At 44.7% G+C, this 18,075-nt stretch carries 14 protein-coding genes; 10 read left to right on the top strand and 4 right to left on the bottom strand.

All coding sequences use genetic code 11. From position 1 onward, the window contains the following. Window positions 1-170: 170 nt before the first annotated feature. The 5 genes from RH86_RS17185 (at window position 171) to RH86_RS17165 (ending at window position 5,601) form a co-directional block, all read left to right on the top strand. A complete protein-coding gene (locus RH86_RS17185; protein WP_009387563.1) occupies window positions 171-1,091 on the top strand; it encodes an HDOD domain-containing protein in 921 nt (306 codons plus the stop codon). 16 nt (window positions 1,092-1,107) lie between these two features. After that, window positions 1,108-2,013: a lysine exporter LysO family protein gene (locus RH86_RS17180; RefSeq protein WP_009387562.1), complete on the top strand. Its 906-nt coding sequence runs from the start codon at window positions 1,108-1,110 to the stop codon at window positions 2,011-2,013. 87 nt (window positions 2,014-2,100) lie between these two features. Further along, window positions 2,101-2,613, top strand: a complete 513-nt coding sequence (locus RH86_RS17175) for a hypothetical protein (protein ID WP_005597637.1) — start codon at window positions 2,101-2,103, stop codon at window positions 2,611-2,613. A 201-nt stretch (window positions 2,614-2,814) separates the two neighbouring features. Beyond that, on the top strand, window positions 2,815-4,455 hold the full coding sequence (panP, locus tag RH86_RS17170) for a pyridoxal-dependent aspartate 1-decarboxylase PanP (RefSeq protein ID WP_038219870.1): 1,641 nt from the start codon (window positions 2,815-2,817) through the stop codon (window positions 4,453-4,455). A gap of 291 nt (window positions 4,456-4,746) precedes the next feature. Further along, window positions 4,747-5,601, top strand: coding sequence for a MurR/RpiR family transcriptional regulator (locus tag RH86_RS17165; protein ID WP_005597641.1), 855 nt, complete (start codon window positions 4,747-4,749; stop codon window positions 5,599-5,601). Window positions 5,602-5,687: 86 nt separating this feature from the next. Here the strand turns inward: RH86_RS17165 and RH86_RS17160 are convergent, their stop codons facing one another. Further along, entirely contained in the window at window positions 5,688-6,941 is a 1,254-nt protein-coding gene (locus RH86_RS17160; protein WP_009387560.1) for an iron-containing alcohol dehydrogenase, read from the bottom strand. A 563-nt stretch (window positions 6,942-7,504) separates the two neighbouring features. On the opposite strand from RH86_RS17160, the gene RH86_RS17155 reads away from it, so the two are divergent. The 3 genes from RH86_RS17155 to RH86_RS17145 all read left to right on the top strand — a co-directional run bounded on the left by RH86_RS17155 (window position 7,505) and on the right by RH86_RS17145 (window position 10,728). Beyond that, window positions 7,505-8,332, top strand: a complete 828-nt coding sequence (locus RH86_RS17155; RefSeq protein ID WP_009387559.1) for a delta-class carbonic anhydrase — start codon at window positions 7,505-7,507, stop codon at window positions 8,330-8,332. A gap of 237 nt (window positions 8,333-8,569) precedes the next feature. Beyond that, complete coding sequence (locus tag RH86_RS17150) at window positions 8,570-8,836, top strand: GrxA family glutaredoxin (RefSeq protein ID WP_005597645.1); 267 nt, start codon at window positions 8,570-8,572, stop codon at window positions 8,834-8,836. Window positions 8,837-9,045: 209 nt separating this feature from the next. Next, window positions 9,046-10,728, top strand: coding sequence for an aspartate:alanine antiporter (locus tag RH86_RS17145; protein WP_005597647.1), 1,683 nt, complete (start codon window positions 9,046-9,048; stop codon window positions 10,726-10,728). Window positions 10,729-10,814: 86 nt separating this feature from the next. Here the strand turns inward: RH86_RS17145 and metE are convergent, their stop codons facing one another. Further along, entirely contained in the window at window positions 10,815-13,097 is a 2,283-nt protein-coding gene (gene metE / locus RH86_RS17140) for a 5-methyltetrahydropteroyltriglutamate--homocysteine S-methyltransferase (protein ID WP_009387558.1), read from the bottom strand. 287 nt (window positions 13,098-13,384) lie between these two features. Between metE and RH86_RS17135 the strand changes: the two genes are divergently transcribed. Beyond that, window positions 13,385-14,296: a LysR substrate-binding domain-containing protein gene (locus tag RH86_RS17135; protein ID WP_009387557.1), complete on the top strand. Its 912-nt coding sequence runs from the start codon at window positions 13,385-13,387 to the stop codon at window positions 14,294-14,296. 86 nt (window positions 14,297-14,382) lie between these two features. Here RH86_RS17135 and RH86_RS17130 read toward each other — a convergent pair whose 3' ends face one another. Together RH86_RS17130 and RH86_RS17125 are read right to left on the bottom strand one after the other, a co-directional pair. After that, a complete protein-coding gene (locus RH86_RS17130; protein ID WP_005597651.1) occupies window positions 14,383-14,583 on the bottom strand; it encodes a DUF4250 domain-containing protein in 201 nt (66 codons plus the stop codon). A gap of 126 nt (window positions 14,584-14,709) precedes the next feature. Further along, entirely contained in the window at window positions 14,710-15,414 is a 705-nt protein-coding gene (locus RH86_RS17125; RefSeq protein WP_009387556.1) for a hypothetical protein, read from the bottom strand. Between the two features lie 236 nt (window positions 15,415-15,650). On the opposite strand from RH86_RS17125, the gene RH86_RS17120 reads away from it, so the two are divergent. Then, the gene (locus RH86_RS17120) at window positions 15,651-18,071 is read left to right on the top strand and encodes a YgiQ family radical SAM protein (protein ID WP_009387555.1); all 2,421 of its coding nucleotides are present in this window, start codon (window positions 15,651-15,653) and stop codon (window positions 18,069-18,071) included. Window positions 18,072-18,075 lie beyond the last annotated feature (4 nt).

The following is an 18,075-nucleotide window of genomic DNA, read 5'->3' as shown; positions in this document are numbered from 1 at the left end:
AAAATGAGACAAAAATCACAGTGCCGGAATTCCGTTATTCGCATGCGTCAAAAAAACCACTCTGCGAGTAAGTTAGAATAACTTAGTGAAATATCAATGAATAAGATTTCCCATTGCTTGTTTGCTTAGATAAACGGTAAACTCCACCCAAAATACATAATAAAATTACTATGACTCATTTATCTTTTTATTGGCTGCCAGAAAACCGACAATTGATTGAGCAAGGCATCGAAAGTGAGTTCACCCACTTCCTTGAAAACTCAATTGACTCTGGAAAAATCACCTTACCCCCTATTCCTGAAGTCGTTCTAAACATTCAACGACTTTGTAACCTAGATACCACGACCATCTTCGATATCGCCGATAGTTTGACGGAAGACCCCGGTCTTGCAGCGGTCGTTATTCGTGTCGCGAACTCGGTTATTTTTAATCGTCGTAATATTGAGTGCACCGACATTGTTACCGCCGTTTCCCGCCTTGGTATCTTGCGAGTACGTGATATCGTCACCGCCCAATCGATCGAACAACTGAAAAACTCTGTTAACCTTAGCGACGAATGTAATGCACTTTTACGTAAAAGTGCCCGTACCTCAAAAGAACTCTCGGCCACCATGGTCATGGTTACCAAAGAGTTTAAGCTAGCCACTCCTACAAACTATCAACATCTCGACTCTGACAAAGCACTTCTCACTGGTTTGCTGGCTGATATTGGCCTATTTTGCATTTTGAATGAGTACCACCTTTATCTAGAAAGAGGCAATTACCTCGACCCTGAATTAGCACTGCGCATATTCAGTTCAATCTGCCCTGCCGCGAGTAAACTGGTACTGAGTAAATGGGGATTCGATAAAGACTTTATTGATGTCGCGACCAACCAAGACAATCAACATCTCGATTTTGATGTCAACTACCTAGATATTGCACGGATCGCAAATCATATTCTGATGTTCCGCCGTAAAGACGATCGCCTCGATGAACACGAAATTGAAATCGATGTGACGGGTGCAGATATTCTGTACAAATTAACCAATTTGGGAGATAGTGAGTTCCGTTTAAAAATCAACGAGCTCATCTGCGCTAGCGGTTTATAGCACTTCAGGAATTTGTATGTTCACAGGGATGTTATTCATCTTCGCCCCACTTGTGGTGGGGTATTTAATTGCGGTTTCAAATCAACGTCTGCTTGACCAAATCAATGCAACGACAGCCCGGTTAGTTTTAGTTATTTTGGCGCTCATGGGCTTAAGCCTAGCGGCGCTCGACAATCTTAGCGAAAATCTACAAACCATTGTCAGCTACACGGCAACCTTCTTTATCTGTTTAGGCTTATGCAATATCGCAGTGCTTCCTTTAGTCGACAAATTTTTACCGCTCGAAGCTGACGCTAAGCAAACTCACCTGCCTCTTTCTAGTATGGCGCTTGAATCGGTCAAACTGATTTTTGTGGTCGGGGGTGGCCTCGCGGTCGGTTTATTATTGCCAATCGACCTTTCATGGGTTGAGACTGCCAGCGAGTGGATTCTATTTGTCCTACTGTTTTTTATTGGCATTCAACTGCGCAACAGTGGCTTGACCCTCAAACAAATTTTGATCAATAAGCAAGGCATGTGCATTGCCGCTTTGGTCATTGGTAGCTCACTAGTCGGTGGGGCAATTGCCGCGACCATCCTTGATATCGACCTTTACCGTGGTTTTGCCATGGCGTCAGGCTTTGGCTGGTATTCATTAGCCGGTATTTTAATGGGTGACGCGTTTGGACCCGTATATGGCGGTGTGTCATTTATGATTGAGCTACTCCGTGAACTCGTTGCGCTGGTGCTTATCCCATTACTGATCCGCTCTCGGCCATGTACTGCTATTGGCTACGCTGGCGCAACCGCAATGGATTTTACCCTACCCGTAATCCAAACCACAGGCGGTGTGCGCTGCGTGCCAGTCGCGATTGTTAGCGGCTTTATTTTGAGTTTATTGGTTCCAGTAATGATGCTGTTCTTTGTCTCACTTGCGGGTTAGATCGCGGGAAATTTTGCAGAATTTCCCTACACTATGGCCAATGAATTCGTTCTTATACTCACAATAACGACAACTAGGATGTTAACTATGAATCGAGTCATGATTGCATTGTTGCTCAGCGTTAGCTCAAGCGCTGCATTTTCAGCAGACAATGACTGTCTATCTCAGAAGTACGATGCTTACATAGAAGCGTCAATGCATTGGTATGAAGATCTGTCGCAACTCACTGCAGAACAATATCCCGACCTTAAAGAAGTCAGCCAATGGTATTTGGATGCGCGCCGCAATCACTTCGATCTCAACGCAGCCGCTGTAAAATATTATTTAGCCAACGACCCATCTAAAGTGGCAACCCAAAAACCGGTTGAAGGTTGGTTGCAACTAGAACAGCAAGAGATTAAAGCGTTGGCGAACCGTGACGATGAATTAGGTCAAATTGCGGCAAAAACATTTGCCGACCGTCAAGCCGTTCCACATAAACAAAACTACGAATTACGCTCAGCGTTTGCCGATTTGCTGAGTCATCCAACCAAAATCGATACTGCTCTACAACGCTACAATAGTGCGATTGCACAAGTAGAATTAATGAGCTGTAACTGATCTATTTATCTGCTGCTAGTAACCTATCTACGACTAAATGGGTAAGTTGACATCAATTTGCTTATTTAGTCGGCACCTTTGCCTTTCCCATTCACATGCATTTAATCTGTAACTTAAGTTTCTTTAATTAAGACGGGACATTGCTTTATTTTTCGTTTAGATTGTTGCGCTGCAATAAAAAGATAAGAGCAACGTAATTGCATGGTATCGGAACAAAGAATGGCTGACGTAAGTTTCGAAAGTTTACTTCGAATCTTTACCGTCCCAGAAGGCCCAGACTCAACACTGACTCAAATTGAAGAAGAACTGTCTCGTAACTTAAATAAGTTTCTACGAGAACATATTGTGGCTGAAGAAAAGCCCTTACGAGAAATTGAGAAAGATTTCTCCTGCGCGGTGATCCCCGAGCAGCCCGAGTTTGTTTCCGAACATACCCAACACCTGCTTGATACGCTGGTGTCGCATTCCGTTCATACTTCTGCACCAAGTTTTATTGGTCATATGACATCCGCATTACCTTATTTCTTAATGCCATTGTCAAAGATCATGATCGCACTTAACCAAAACCTGGTTAAAATTGAAACATCGAAAGCCTTTACCCCACTTGAACGTCAAGTGTTGGGGATGCTTCATCGTCTCATTTATTCACAAGATCACGGTTTCTATCAGCAATGGATGCACAGTGCCAACCACTCACTCGGTGCATTTTGCTCTGGTGGTACCATTGCTAACATCACTGCTCTATGGGTTGCACGTAATAATGCATTGCGCGCACAAGGCCATTTCCGCGGCGTAGAAAAAGAAGGCCTCTTCAAAGCCATGAAACACTATGGTTATGAAGGTTTAGCTATCTTAGTCTCTGAACGCGGCCACTACTCATTGAAAAAAGCAGCCGATGTATTAGGGATTGGTCAAGATGGCCTTGTTGCGGTAAAAACAGACAGCAACAACCGCATCTGCCCTGATGATCTCAAGCTCAAAATCAAAGAGCTGAAAGACAAAAAGATAAAACCATTCGCTGTCATTGGCGTCGCAGGTACAACTGAAACGGGTAATATCGATCCGCTAAAAGCCATGGCGGCAATCTGCCAAGCAGAAGGATGTCACTTCCACGTTGATGCTGCTTGGGGCGGTGCCACTTTGATGTCTAACCGTTACCGTCATCTATTGGATGGTATCGAATTGGCCGACTCCGTCACCATCGACGCACACAAACAGCTTTATATTCCAATGGGTGCTGGTATGGTCTTGTTCAAAGACCCAAGCTCAATGAAATCAATCGAGCACCATGCACAATATATTTTGCGTAAAGGCTCAAAAGATCTCGGCAGCCATACCTTAGAGGGTTCACGCTCTGGCATGGCTATGTTGGTGTATGCTGCAATGCATATTATTAGCCGACCTGGCTACGAACTGCTGATCAACCAAAGCATCGAAAAAGCGCGATACTTTGCCGATCTCATCGAGCAGCAAGAAGACTTTGAACTGGTTTCACAGCCGGAATTATGTCTGCTAACCTATCGCTATCTGCCACGTCATGTTCGTGAAGCTCTAGAAAAAGCAACCCCAGCACAACGCACCGAACTTAACGGTCTATTGAATGAACTCACCAAGTTTGTGCAAAAGCGCCAACGTGAAAATGGTCGTTCATTTGTTTCCCGTACGCGCTTGAACCCGGTTCATTGGGACGACTTAAACACCATCGTCTTCCGTGTAGTACTTGCAAACCCACTCACTACTTGTGACATTTTACAAAGTGTCTTAGAAGAACAACGTGAAATCGCCCTACATGGCGCACCAAGCCTACTAGAGAAAATTGAATCGCTTGCCAGTAAACTCTGAGTAAACTGAAATTTTCTTTCTGATTTATGTAACTTGGCATCATCACAGGCTAATTAACGTGCAATATGAGCCTTATTCGATCGAATTTGTGTAGTTTTCACAAAATATTGTTTGAGGCTTGTCATATTCTAAGGAATTGGTCCGTAGAAAAATTACTGTAATACTTAGGGTTAGGTTTATACTGGCTCAATGGCGCTGGCGAAAAATTACGTTGTTAGAAAACACCGTTTCTAGCTTAAATACAATGATAACTTCGCCCAGCGAGTTGTTCTCTATACCCTTGTGAACACTATGAATACATTAGAAAAAATACAGAAAAATCTAGAGAATTTCAGTAAGTCTGAACGCAAGGTCGCAGAAGTGATCATGGCGTCACCGCAAACTGCTATTCATTCTAGCATTGCAACATTAGCTAAAATGGCTGATGTGAGTGAGCCTACTGTTAACCGTTTTTGTCGCCGCTTGGACACCAAAGGTTTTCCAGATTTCAAACTGCATTTAGCACAAAGCTTAGCCAACGGTACCCCTTATGTGAACCGTAACGTTGAAGAAGACGATGGTCCAGATGCCTACACGCACAAGATTTTCGAATCGACCATGGCGTGTCTAGATGTGGCTAAAAACAGTCTTGATCCTGTGCAAGTTAACCGTGCCGTTGATCTGCTAACTCAAGCAAAACGCATTTCATTTTTTGGCTTGGGTGCTTCGTCAGCAGTAGCCAAAGATGCACAAAACAAATTTATTCGTTTTAATATTCCGATCACTTGTTTTGAAGATATCGTAATGCAACGCATGAGTTGCATTAACTGCACAGATAACGACGTAATTGTGCTGATCTCGCATACAGGTCGCACCAAAAGCCAAGTTGAAATCGCTAACCTTGCCCGTGAAAACGGCGCAACCGTTATTGCGATCACCGCAAAGGACTCGCCACTGGATAAAGCGAGCTCATTGTCAATTTGCTTGGACGTTCCTGAAGATACTGACGTGTACATGCCAATGGCAAGCCGCGTAGTACAAATGACGGTGATCGACGTTCTCGCGACTGGCTTTACACTACGTCGTGGCTCTGGTTTCCGCGAAAACCTCAAGCGCGTAAAAGACGCACTAAAAGATTCACGTTACGATAAGTTGTCTCACTTCTAAATCGTTACCGGAAAATAAAAACGGAGCCAAGTGGCTCCGTTTTTTTATGCTTGCTTGTTGCTGCAAGCTTATCTCAATTCTAGTCATTATGTTTGATGGCTTGGCGTGACGCCGCCGCTCTCTCCCCACTCTGCCATCAATTGGGCTTTGGCTTGTTTATCAAATGAGACCTCATCACCACAACGGCCATCACAATTACACACCTGTTGAAGAATAAACAGTAAACGCTCTTCCGTCAGTGGGATTGGATTGCCCTTGATCGCCATTGATTTCATCGCATCTTCGGCGACTTTTTCAAATGAAGTGTTACACACACCAAACTCATTCAGTTTTGGAAGCTCAAGTTTTTCCAGCATCATATTAACCCACAGCACGCAATCATCTCGGCTCGCATTGGTTCGCCCTGTGAGTATTTGCGCCATCTTTCTGTAGCGTGCCAATATGTCCGACCTACCCGCGGCTGTGGCCGCGTCGATGTTTTCTTTCATCACGTATGGCGCTAGGCGCGCAGTGATCACACTATGCGGTGCAGCAAGCTTTCCGCCCAATGCTGAAGCTAAGCCGTGCGCGGCTCCCAATTTAGCATTGGTGATCGCCATGCCGCCAAGCATTGCCGCGAAGGAAAGATCGGAACGTGCTTTAAAGTCATCCCTTAAACATCCGGCAACTATCGATGCGCTTAAGCGGCGCAAACCTTCTTCACACACCATATCGGTCAATGGATTGGGTTCACCACACACATAGGCTTCCATCAAATGGGTAAAGGCATCCATCGCACCGCGACCCGAAGTATAGGCATCGGTACCATAAGTCAAAGTCGGATCGACAATCGCCACATCGGCCAACATTTCCGGGCTACGTAGACTGACTTTGACTCGATCTTGTCCTGAACGCAACACAGCATTGCGTGTCACTTCGGAGCCGGTACTTGCGGTGGTTGGAATCGCAATAAAAGGAAGGGGTTTAGTTTTTAGCGGAACATTACGCCCCACTACTTCAACATAATCGTACACATCACCTTGGTTGGGAATAATCGCAGATAGGGCCTTACCCATATCAATCACACTGCCGCCACCAATAGCCACCACCATATCAGGTTTAAACTTGCGTCCTGCGAGCGCCGTCTCTTCTACCATGGTGATATTGGGTTCACCACGTATGGCGACGTGTTGATAGCGCATGTTCTGCATTTTGAGGTAATTGATGATCGGCGAGGCTCGCTCGATTTTCTGCCCGGTAACCAATAATACGCTGTAGCCAAATTGGTTAAAAACCGAGAGGGAGGATTGCAACGCACCTTCACCAAATATGATGCGTGTGGAGGTCATAAATTGGAACATACACCAAACTCCAAAATGAAATTAAACTAAATAAATTCAATTAATTACAAAACTTAATTTAGTTTAATATCATCAATGGCGATAGCTTGTAAACCATAGCAACATAACCCCACCTTCCCGTTCCTTGCTTCAAATCATTTTAATATAATTTACTCAGTTTGATTGATGAATTTTTGAGTAGCCGCACATTTAGTTCATCGTTCTAATAGCGACAGTCCCCTTTTACATAATTTCTTTAAAAATCTGCAAAAGATAACCAAATCTTTTGAGGATATTCAAAATTGAAAACCATAAACACTACGATTCATGTTCTCATCTCCAATTAAATAAGCGTTTGTGCATCCCTAATAATTCAAATGCTACTCGAATTTACGCTTACATTTTGTTGCATTCAAGATTGTGAAATTTCACTAGCATTTACGTCGAGATTTACAATAGTTCACACCAATTCACAAGTACTTACACCTTTCATGTTACCTAAAATCAACATTTGGAATACAAAGTAATCGTACTACCCATGACATTGATGACACTAACTAAACTAACAAAGGTTTATGGCTAATATGAATACAAAATTACTTATTACTTCCCTTACAATAATCTCTGCCGCTCCAACCGTTTTTGCCGATACTGTTGACGATTACGTTATCGCAGAACAACGAGCCGCTTTACAAGAAAACACTCAAGGTAAAGGGTTCGGTCCTCAATCCCCTAGAGATATAGATTCACTAACAGGAAAAAATCAGCGCGTATTCAATACGGCTCCAGCAGCTTCCAAAATGAACTTATGTAACATCCATTTCCACAAGAATGCCGAACACAAAGGTGGTGAATTTAATAAGTACGCGGGAAATGGAGATGGAAAGGGTAATAACACCGGCTATCTCTACACTGGTAAACTAACCAAAGAAGAGCTAAAGCCATTTAACCAAGCTCAAAGTTCACTTCAATCTGGTGATACGATTGAACTCCACTATGTATATACAACGGCTCAAGTCAAACCAGGACCGACGTTAGGTTCATGCTTATCCGACTCCGTGATGAATCCTCAGCTACGTGTTGAAACCCAAGTTTCTGTTTTAGTGAATGATAAAAACGCCCTTGATTTTGAAACTTTGACCGCTTATAGCCTCAAAAATAGTTACTATCAAGCCCTTAATATCCCTAATAATACTGGGACACCAATTCAATACGCGGGCTCAACCACTGGGCCTAGTTACAATGAACAAGGTTCGCCTCTCCAAGTGACATGGAGCGTACGCCCTCAAGTAAACAAAGTAGATATCGCCTCTGTCGAAAACTGGCTAGAAGGTAATGATTTTAAAGAAAACCATGCTCATGGAGTGCGCAATCTTGTCGTAAACCCTGATCTTTTATCATCAGGACACTAGAAACTGAAAAATTGATCTAAATATTTACTTAATACGAGTATGAGTTATACCTACCTATAACTCATACTTTTTGTGTTAACGATCCTGCTCATATATGACTTTCGAGAGCCAAATCGTGTGTTGTGTTTATTTTTCTAGCAATAGATTTTACCTATCGAATCAAGAGGTAAATCGATCTTTATTTTCCCCATTGATTGAGGCATAGTGACACGTAACAAAATACAGGAGAAAGAATCTATGTTCGTCGTTATTTTTGGTCGCCCAGCATGCCCATTTTGTGTTCGTGCAAAAGAACACGCAGAAACTCTAAAAGCAAAACGTGACGACTTTAACTACCGTTACGTTGACATTCAAGCTGAAGGCATTTCAAAAGCTGACCTAGAAAAAACCGTTGGTAAACCTGTTGAGACGGTTCCTCAAATTTTCATCGACCAAGATCACATTGGTGGCTGTACTGAATTTGAAGCATACGCGAAAGAGCACTTGGGTCTATTTGACGAGTAAATACTCCTCTTCCCCCTTCCTAAAACCGCTGCTTGCAGCGGTTTTTTCATATCTGACAAAACGTTAGCATTACTCCAGATAATCGTTTCTCCCTAATAAAAATAATAGTAGTTTCTACTTATATTTTTTATTTATTCAGCTACAATTTGCACAAATCCTTTCCGCTCACGTAAGTGAGTTTTTACTGGCACAGCACAAGAATTGCCCCTGTGAACATTGACGTCGTACTCTTGCTTGAACAAAACCCTATCCTATTGATTTTCGTAGTGCTTGCGATTGGCCTAGCTATTGGCAAAATTCGCTTTGGCAATCTCCAACTCGGTAATTCCATTGGTGTCTTAATCACATCGCTGATTATGGGCCACCTTGGTTTTACGTTTGATACAGATGCACTCACCATCGGCTTCATGTTGTTTATTTACTGTGTCGGTATTGAAGCTGGCCCTAACTTTTTCGGTATCTTTTTCCGCGATGGGAAGCATTACTTTATTTTAAGTATGGTGGTGCTTTCGACTGCATTGCTAATTACCCACTATAGCAGTCAATACCTTGGCCTCGATTTTGGCTTAGCCGCCGGTATGATGGCTGGCGCCTTGACGTCGACACCCGTGCTGGTAGGCGCGCAAGATGCACTGAACTCTGGGCTAGCCACCATTCCACGCAATATGGATTTCGGTCTTGTACTGGAAAACCTATCCGTAGGTTACGCAATGGCATACTTGATTGGCCTGATCAGTATGATTATGTTTGCCAAATTACTGCCAAAACTGCAAAAAGAGAATCTGTCTGACTCAGCGCAGAAGATCGCCCAAGAGCGCGGCCTTGGCACATCCGGTCAACGAAAAGTCTATTTGCCGATCATTCGTGCTTATCGCGTGGGCCAAGAGCTGATCGACTGGACTGACGGTAAGAACTTACGTGAGTTGGGCATCTATCGCCAAACTGGTTGTTATATTGAACGTATTCGCCGTGGTGGCATTCTTGCTCACCCTGATGGCGATGCGATTTTGCAAGAGGGCGATGAAATTGCGCTAGTGGGTTTCCCTGATAGCCATGCCCGTCTTGATCCGAGCTTCCGTAATGGTAAAGAAGTGTTCGACCGTAACCTGCTCGACCTGCGTATCGCAGAAGAAGAGATCGTGGTCAAAAGCGATTCGATTGCAGGCAAGCGCCTTTCTGATTTGAATTTATCGGAATACGGTTGTTTCCTAAACCGTGTAGTACGTGCACAAATTGAAATGCCAATGGATCTTGATATCGTCCTGGCCAAAGGCGACGTATTACAGGTCAGTGGTGAAAAAAGTCGCGTACATGGCTTGGCGGAAAAAATCGGTTTCATCTCGATTCATAGCCAAATGGCCGATCTCCTCGCCTTTTGTAGCTTCTTTATCTTAGGCATTCTATTTGGCTTGATCACCATGACTTTCGGTCAAGTTTCATTCGGCCTTGGTAACGCCGTTGGCCTATTGTTGTCAGGGATTACGCTAGGTTTCTTACGTGCCAACCACCCTACTTTTGGTTATGTGCCACAAGGGGCGCTGAACATGGTCAAAGACCTTGGTTTAATGTTCTTTATGGTGGGGATTGGTTTAAGTGCGGGTGGAAAAATGTTTGAGCATCTCACTCATACCGGCCCACAAGTGATTGGCTTGGCTTTCTTGGTCAGCGTTGTACCCGTGGTTTTTGCTTACTTGGTTGGTGCTTATGTATTGAAGATGAACCGCGCGCTGTTGTTTGGTGCCATCATCGGTGCTCGTACGTGTGGACCAGCAATGGACATTGTTAATGAACACGCAAAATCGACCATTCCCGCACTAGGTTACGCAGGCACCTACGCTATCGCCAATATCTTAATGACGCTTGGCGGTACGCTGCTGATTATCCTCAGTTAACACCTAAGCGAATTTAATCACTCTGCTAACCACAAGACCCACTCATTGAGTGGGTCTTGTTCGTTTAAGCGATGCCTAGCTAGAGATTAAGCAAATTCTTTACGCAGCTTCTTCGCCGCTGAAACCATGTTCGCTAGCGAGACTTCCGTTTCCGCCCAGTTACGGGTTTTGAGACCACAATCTGGATTCACCCACAAACGCTGTGCAGGGATCTGCTCTGCGGCTTTGTTAATCAAACCCTCAATCCACTCTTCTGATGGAATGTTTGGTGAGTGAATATCGTAAACACCAGGGCCAATTTCATTCGGGTAATTGAACTCCTCGAATGCTTTCAGCAGTTCCATATTTGAACGTGAGGTTTCAATGGTAATCACGTCAGCATCTAGCGCGGCAACTGAATCAATGATTTCATTGAACTCCGAATAACACATGTGCGTATGAATTTGCGTCTCTGGTTTTGCACTGGCAGCAGAAATCTTAAAGGCATCGACGGCCCACTCCAAGTACGCCTTGTGATCGCGTTTCTTGAGCGGTAACCCTTCCCGAATAGCAGGTTCATCAATCTGAATAATATTAATGCCTGCATCTTGTAAGTCCGACACCTCATCACGTAGGGCGAGAGCCAATTGGTTCGCAATCTCCTCACGAGTGATATCTTCTCGAGGGAATGTCCAACATAGAATCGTCACAGGGCCAGTCAGCATGCCTTTCATCTGCTTGCTGGTTAAAGACTGCGCATAAGTAGACCAACCCACGGTCATTGGTTGCTCACGCTCAATGTCCGCAACCACAATCGCAGGTTTCACGCAGCGAGAGCCGTAACTTTGTACCCAACCAAATTTCGTGGTTTGGAAACCGGCCAGATTCTCAGCAAAGTACTCCACCATGTCGTTACGTTCCGCTTCACCATGAACCAGTACATCAAGATCAAGCGCTTCTTGGCGCTTAACGGCATCTTCAATATGACCTTTCAATGCAACATCGTACTCTGCCTGAGACAATTTGCCCGATCTAAACGCGCTACGTTGCAAACGGATTTCGCTAGTTTGAGGGAACGAGCCAATCGTCGTGGTTGGGAACAGCGGTAAACCGAGGACCTCAGCTTGGTGAGCTGCACGCTCTTTATACGGCGCACTTCGCTCAGCCAAAGCTTTTGTGATGCCACTTAGACGTTGTTGCACTTGTGGTTTATTTACATGTGTTGCGCTCTTACGCGCTTTGATTGGCGCGCTGTAAGACTCACACGCAGCGATGGCGGCTTGGTCACCATCGAGCGCCTTACCAAGTAGAGCGACTTCCGAAACTTTCTGTTTAGCAAAAGCAAACCAGCTGCGAACCTCTTCTGATAAATTGGTTTCTAATTCAAGATCCACCGGGCTATGCAAAAGCGAACATGAACTTGCAACCCATAGCTTGTCACCCAGTTTTTCTTTAAGCGGTTGCAAGGTCTCTAGTTGGCTTGCCAGATCCGCTCGCCATACGTTACGGCCATTAACCACACCCGCTGAAAGTACCCAGCCTTGAGGCAGCTTTTCAGCAACCGTGTTCAATTGCGCAGGCGCCGCCGAGGCATCAATGTGTAAACCATCCACTTCTAAAGCGACAATACGATCTAAGGTATCTTCAACCGAATCAAAGTAAGTGGTTAAGAGCACTTTTACATCGCTACGAATCACTTGATACGCTAATTTAAACGAATCTAACCAAGGCTTTTCCAGCTCTAGCGAAAGAATTGGCTCATCGATTTGCACCCATTCAACACCTTGCTTGGCCAATTTAGCCAATATCGCTTGGTATGCACTGAGTAAACGAGGCAATAGTGTTAAGCGGTCAAACCCTTCTTTCACTTCTTTACCTAAGTAGAGATAACTAAGAGGACCAAGCAGAACGGGCTTTACATTGTGACCGGCTTTGACTGCTTCGTTCACTTCCTCAAAAAGCTGTGGCCAGCTCACTTCAAAACTGTCGTCTTTGCTAAACTCAGGCACGATATAGTGATAATTGGTGTTAAACCATTTGGTCATATCGGATGCGGCACTGCCAGAGCAGCCACAGTTTGCTTGTGATTGCCCGCGACCAACACGGAATAGAGTATCCAAATCAGGAAAGCCATCGCTATGACGTTTCGGTGCATGACCAAGCAGCAATGTTGTGGTTAACACATGATCATACCAAGCAAAATCACCTGCCGCTACGAAACTCAAATCCGCGTCCGCTTGAGTTTGCCAGTTTTTAGATCGTAGATCTGCCCCGACTTGTTTTAGCTCAGCCTGTTCGATTTCACCGCGCCAGTACTTCTCTAATGCGAATTTTAATTCACGTTTTTCACCGATTCTTGGGTAGCCTAAAATGTGCGTTGTCGTTGTCATATCTTTAATTCCTTTTACCAAGCCAAAGTATCAATTCTGTGACAGAGCATCTTGTGCATTAAAGGTGCGAATAAGATGTCTGGATGTCCAAACTATCCAATTTCTTTTCACTATGAACAACCGACAATTATTCAACTTGTTTATGAGTAAAATTCATGGTGTTACAACAAGGAATTTACAATTTGGAGGTAAAGGAAACATAAATAGACGTCTAGACGTTTACTTGTAATATTAAAACAGGTAGGTTAACTCTATTCATGCAAAGGAAATGCAGCTGAAGGGAATTCATGATCGAATTAAAACATTTAAGAACACTCGCCTCTTTACGAGAGACAGGTTCGTTGACGGCCACCGCAACCTCGCTCCATTTAACTCAATCAGCGTTATCACATCAGATCAAAGATCTTGAATCACGCCTTGGTGGTCAGTTGTTTCTACGCAAAACACGGCCAGTCAAATTTACCTCAGAAGGTGAAATTTTGTTGCGCCTTGCTGATGACATCATGCCACGACTAGCAAAAGCAGAAAATGAGCTGGCAAGTTTAAAAGAAGATGTGAACGGCCGACTGCATATGGCGATTGAATGCCACTCTTGCTTTCAATGGTTGATGCCTGCGCTGAAGGAATATCAAATTACTTGGCCCAGTGTCACGCTCGATTTTTCTTCTGGTTTTGGCTTTGAGCCTTTACCAGCCTTAATGAGCGGAGAATTGGATTTAGTGATCACCTCCGATATTCAACCCCGTTCAGAAGTGCATTTTGAACCTCTCTTTGATTTTGAGATGCGCCTGATTACTGCAGTCAATCATCCTCTCGCTAATAAAACCCAGATTGCGCCACAAGACTTAGCCGATCAAACCATGATCTCCTACCCTGTGCAAAAGCAGCGCTTAGATGTGGTTAAGCACTTCTTACAACCAGCAGGAGTCGAGCCCGCAAAATGGAAGCAGTGCGATAATACCTTAATGCTGGTGCAAATGGTGTCAGCGGGATTGGGTGTGGCGGCATTACCTAATTGGGCAATCAGTGAATTTTCACGCCAAGGGTTGATCAGCAGTGTACCACTGGGTGATGGTCTGTCTCGGCGTCTGTTTGCAGCAACACGTAATTCAGAGAAAGAAAAACGCTATCTACAAGCCTTCTTCACGACAGCGAAACAGCAGTGTAAAAGCCACTTAGAAGGGATTACCCTCGCCTAATCGTTGTGGGAATGATGTTCTAAACATAAAAAAGAGGCAATCAATGCCTCTTTTTATTGGTGGTTATCATACCTGCCACGATTACATTAGCGCTGGTAGGCTTTGAATTGATTTGTGAGCGGATCATATTGATAGCCTAAAACATCCAACTTACCAACGACCTGCTCTACATCCATCTCATACATACTGACCAGATCATCGAAGCTATCGCACTCTAGGCGCAACTTCTCATTGACGATACCGAGAAGGATAATGCTATCAAAACCACGAACGTCGCTTAAATCCATAACTCCACTCCCTATCATTTCAAGGCATTGCCTACCAACAGACTTGTTGCCAAGCTCATAGTTAAAAGCCTAGCTCTGATTAGCGAAATTAAAAGTGAGGCAGATCGAATTTCGTTTAAGCGCCTGTTAGCCGACGAGTGGTTGGCTAAAGACTTGATCAAACATAGGCTGATTGACGACCGTCACTACCACTAAAATAACCAAAGCGAAGCCCAATTGGCCTTTGCTGACTGCTTTGGTAGTAAATAGATGGAAGCACCACACGACCACGGCTGAGATAAGTAAAATCATGCCTAGGATGGTTGGTAAGCTGATCGCCAGCAGTGCTTCTTCGCTCAAACTGTACGCTCGAAAGACTAAAGTAATCGCCGTCAACATCGCCGCTAATACGCCAACAACTGGTAAAATACGCTGAAAAGCTTGCAGACGTGAACGCGCGACCACGAGCAACAGCTGGCCAAAACAGCCACCAAGAAGCAGGACTTGCACCAAAATATTCGCCCCTGATGCGATACTCGTTTGCTCGCCAATCATAATTCCAACGTAAGCAACTGCGAGACCGTTAGCGAGATACAACAGCCATAACGGGCCTTTTTCTCGCGTTTTTCCGGTTTGCACCTGAGAATAAAAATAACCGATTGCGGCTGCCACCATGAAAGCTTCAATTTTTAAAGAAGCGACAGCTAGCCATAACACGACCAAAGGGGTCAGCATTTTATGCACGCGGCCGCGTTGTCCTGGGCAGATTTCGCCCTTGACCAACACGAGTGTTAAGATGAGTTGCGCACCCAATAGCATAGGTGCAAACGTTGCTAACAATTGCTGAATCATATGTGAATAGCTCACGAGAATAATAATTTGTCGCGGATAATAGCAAACTGGTGGTTTTTCGCTAGATTGTTACGCCTTTTAAAATTGGATTTAGCGACACAACGCAAGCATGCGGTAACAGGCTTAACCCTAATTAATATAAGGCCTTCGCCCAATTGAGTTATCTGCAAATAGAAGGCTAGATACCATTGTAATTAGCCGCTATAATTCGCCCTCACTGGAACTAAGAGCAAAATATGTACAACGACATCACTCCAATTCATGAGCATAAAAAATACTGGGCGGAATGCTTTGGTACGGCTCCTTTTTTACCGACTAGCCGTAAGGAAATGGACGCCCTAGGATGGGATAGTTGTGACATCATCATCGTCACTGGTGATGCGTATGTGGACCACCCAAGTTTCGGTATGGCGATCATTGGTCGTCTGCTTGAAGCGCAAGGTTTCCGCGTTGGTATTATTGCTCAACCAGAATGGAATAATAAAGACGCGTTCATGACGTTAGGTAAACCAAACCTCTTCTTTGGTATTACTGCAGGCAACATGGACTCGATGATCAACCGTTATACCGCGGATAAAAAGCTACGTCATGACGATGCTTACACCCCAAATAACGAAGGTGGTAAACGCCCAGACCGTGCAACCTTAGTCTATTCTCAACGCTGTCGTGAAGCCTACAAAGGCATCCCAATTGTATTGGGTGGTATTGAAGCGAGCCTACGTCGCCTAGCCCACTACGATTACTGGTCAGACAAAGTACGCCGCTCTGTACTATTTGATGCCAAAGCAGACATCTTGTTATTTGGTAACGCAGAACGCGCACTGGTTGAAGTGGCACATCGCCTTGCCGATGGTGAAGACATTTCAACGCTAACCAACATTCGTGGTACCGCGGTTAACTTAGCGGCAGAGCCAGAGCACTTCACTATCATTGACTCTTCGCGCATTGAAAAACCGCGTAAAGAGGCTTTTGTACCGCTAAACCCATACGCGGTGGAAGAGCAATGTGAAACTAAAAAAGCAGAGCCTGAAGCGAAAGCGATCACGATTCGTCCTTCTCGTCATGATGCGGCAACGACCGCAGTACGCTTACCGCCGTTTGAAAAACTCAATAACGACCGTATCTTATATGCACATGCAAGTCGCGTGATGCATTTGGAAACCAACCCATATTCTGGTCGTGCACTGATTCAGCGCCATGGCGATCGTGAACTTTGGGTAAACCAAGCGCCGATTCCACTAAGCACCGAAGAAATGGACTATGTATTTGGTCTTAGTTTTGCGCGTGTACCTCATCCAATGTACGGCAAAGCAAAAATTCCGGCTTACGACATGATCAAAACCTCGGTCAACATCATGCGTGGCTGTTTTGGCGGCTGTTCATTCTGTTCAATTACAGAGCATGAAGGTCGAATCATCCAAAACCGTTCTCAAGAATCAATTATTGGAGAACTGGAAGAGATCCGCGATAAAGTACCCGGTTTTACTGGCACAATTTCCGATTTAGGTGGCCCAACGGCGAACATGTATCGTCTTGGCTGTAGCGATCCTAAAGCAGAAGCAAACTGTCGTCGTCCGTCTTGTGTGTTCCCGGGGATCTGTAACAAACTTAATACTGATCACCAACACACCATCGATCTGTATCGTGCAGCTCGTCGCGTCAATGGCGTGAAGAAAGTCATGATTGCCTCAGGTGTTCGTTACGATTTGGCAATCGAATCACCAGAATATGTGCGTGAACTCGTTACTCATCACGTGGGTGGCTATCTGAAGATTGCACCAGAGCATACTGAAAAAGGCCCTCTGGATCTGATGATGAAACCGGGAATGGGCACTTACGATCGCTTCAAAGAGATGTTTGAAAAATACAGCCAAGAAGCAGGCAAGAAGCAATACTTGATCCCTTACTTCATCTCAGCTCACCCAGGTACTGAAGATGAAGACATGGTTAACCTTGCACTGTGGCTGAAAAAGAACAACTTTGAAACTGACCAAGTGCAGAACTTCTACCCATCGCCGATGTGTAATGCAACCTCGATGTATTACTCAGAGACGAACCCACTTAAACGCGTGAAATACAAAAAGCGTGAAGATGTTCCCGTTGCGAAAGGTGAACGCCAACGTCGTTTACATAAAGCACTGCTTCGCTACCACGATCCAGATAACTGGCCATTGATTCGTGAAGCACTCACCAACATGGGTAAAAAACACCTAATCGGTGATAAACCAAATTGTCTGGTGCCAGAAACCAACGATGATGTACTGACACCCGCTCAGCGTCGTAAGTCTGGTCGTCATGGTTCGCAGCGCTTTGCTACCAAACACACCAAAAACCAACCTGGTTTTGGCAGCTTACGCGGTGAAGGGAATCGTGAGGGTAAGCAAGGTGGCAAGCAAGGTGGCAAACAAAGCGGAGATAATCGCCAACGCAATAACGATGGCAACCCGCAACGCTCTGGGCAAAAACCACAAGGCAATGGTCAAAACCAATCAAAGGGTGGTTTCGCTAAACCAAACCAACGTGGAAACAATAACCAAGGTAATGGGAATAACCAAAGCCGCGGGACAAATGGTTCACAAGGGAAAGGTTCATCGGGCAAAGGTGCGCAAGGTAACCGACCTGCCTCTTCGGGTAACCGCAAGCCGAAACATCGTTAAGAGA

Origin of the sequence: Vibrio sp. N418, from assembly GCF_000222565.1 — a bacterium.
In the GTDB taxonomy this organism is placed as follows: Bacteria; Pseudomonadota; Gammaproteobacteria; order Enterobacterales; family Vibrionaceae; genus Vibrio; species Vibrio scophthalmi.
This window is presented reverse-complemented; position numbering and strand designations above follow the sequence as displayed.

What these genes read in the sequence shown, in the direction of transcription:
- RH86_RS17130 (WP_005597651.1), bottom strand. Translation starts at nt 14,583, where the DNA reads ATGGATTTAAGCGACGTTCGTGGTTTTGATAGCATTATCCTTCTCGGT.
- metE (WP_009387558.1), bottom strand. Translation starts at nt 13,097, where the DNA reads ATGACAACGACAACGCACATTTTAGGCTACCCAAGAATCGGTGAAAAA.
- RH86_RS17120 (WP_009387555.1), top strand. Translation starts at nt 15,651, where the DNA reads ATGTACAACGACATCACTCCAATTCATGAGCATAAAAAATACTGGGCG.
- RH86_RS17165 (WP_005597641.1), top strand. Translation starts at nt 4,747, where the DNA reads ATGAATACATTAGAAAAAATACAGAAAAATCTAGAGAATTTCAGTAAG.
- RH86_RS17125 (WP_009387556.1), bottom strand. Translation starts at nt 15,414, where the DNA reads ATGATTCAGCAATTGTTAGCAACGTTTGCACCTATGCTATTGGGTGCG.
- RH86_RS17160 (WP_009387560.1), bottom strand. Translation starts at nt 6,941, where the DNA reads ATGTTCCAATTTATGACCTCCACACGCATCATATTTGGTGAAGGTGCG.
- RH86_RS17185 (WP_009387563.1), top strand. Translation starts at nt 171, where the DNA reads ATGACTCATTTATCTTTTTATTGGCTGCCAGAAAACCGACAATTGATT.
- RH86_RS17180 (WP_009387562.1), top strand. Translation starts at nt 1,108, where the DNA reads ATGTTCACAGGGATGTTATTCATCTTCGCCCCACTTGTGGTGGGGTAT.
- RH86_RS17150 (WP_005597645.1), top strand. Translation starts at nt 8,570, where the DNA reads ATGTTCGTCGTTATTTTTGGTCGCCCAGCATGCCCATTTTGTGTTCGT.
- RH86_RS17135 (WP_009387557.1), top strand. Translation starts at nt 13,385, where the DNA reads ATGATCGAATTAAAACATTTAAGAACACTCGCCTCTTTACGAGAGACA.
- panP (WP_038219870.1), top strand. Translation starts at nt 2,815, where the DNA reads ATGGTATCGGAACAAAGAATGGCTGACGTAAGTTTCGAAAGTTTACTT.
- RH86_RS17155 (WP_009387559.1), top strand. Translation starts at nt 7,505, where the DNA reads ATGAATACAAAATTACTTATTACTTCCCTTACAATAATCTCTGCCGCT.
- RH86_RS17175 (WP_005597637.1), top strand. Translation starts at nt 2,101, where the DNA reads ATGAATCGAGTCATGATTGCATTGTTGCTCAGCGTTAGCTCAAGCGCT.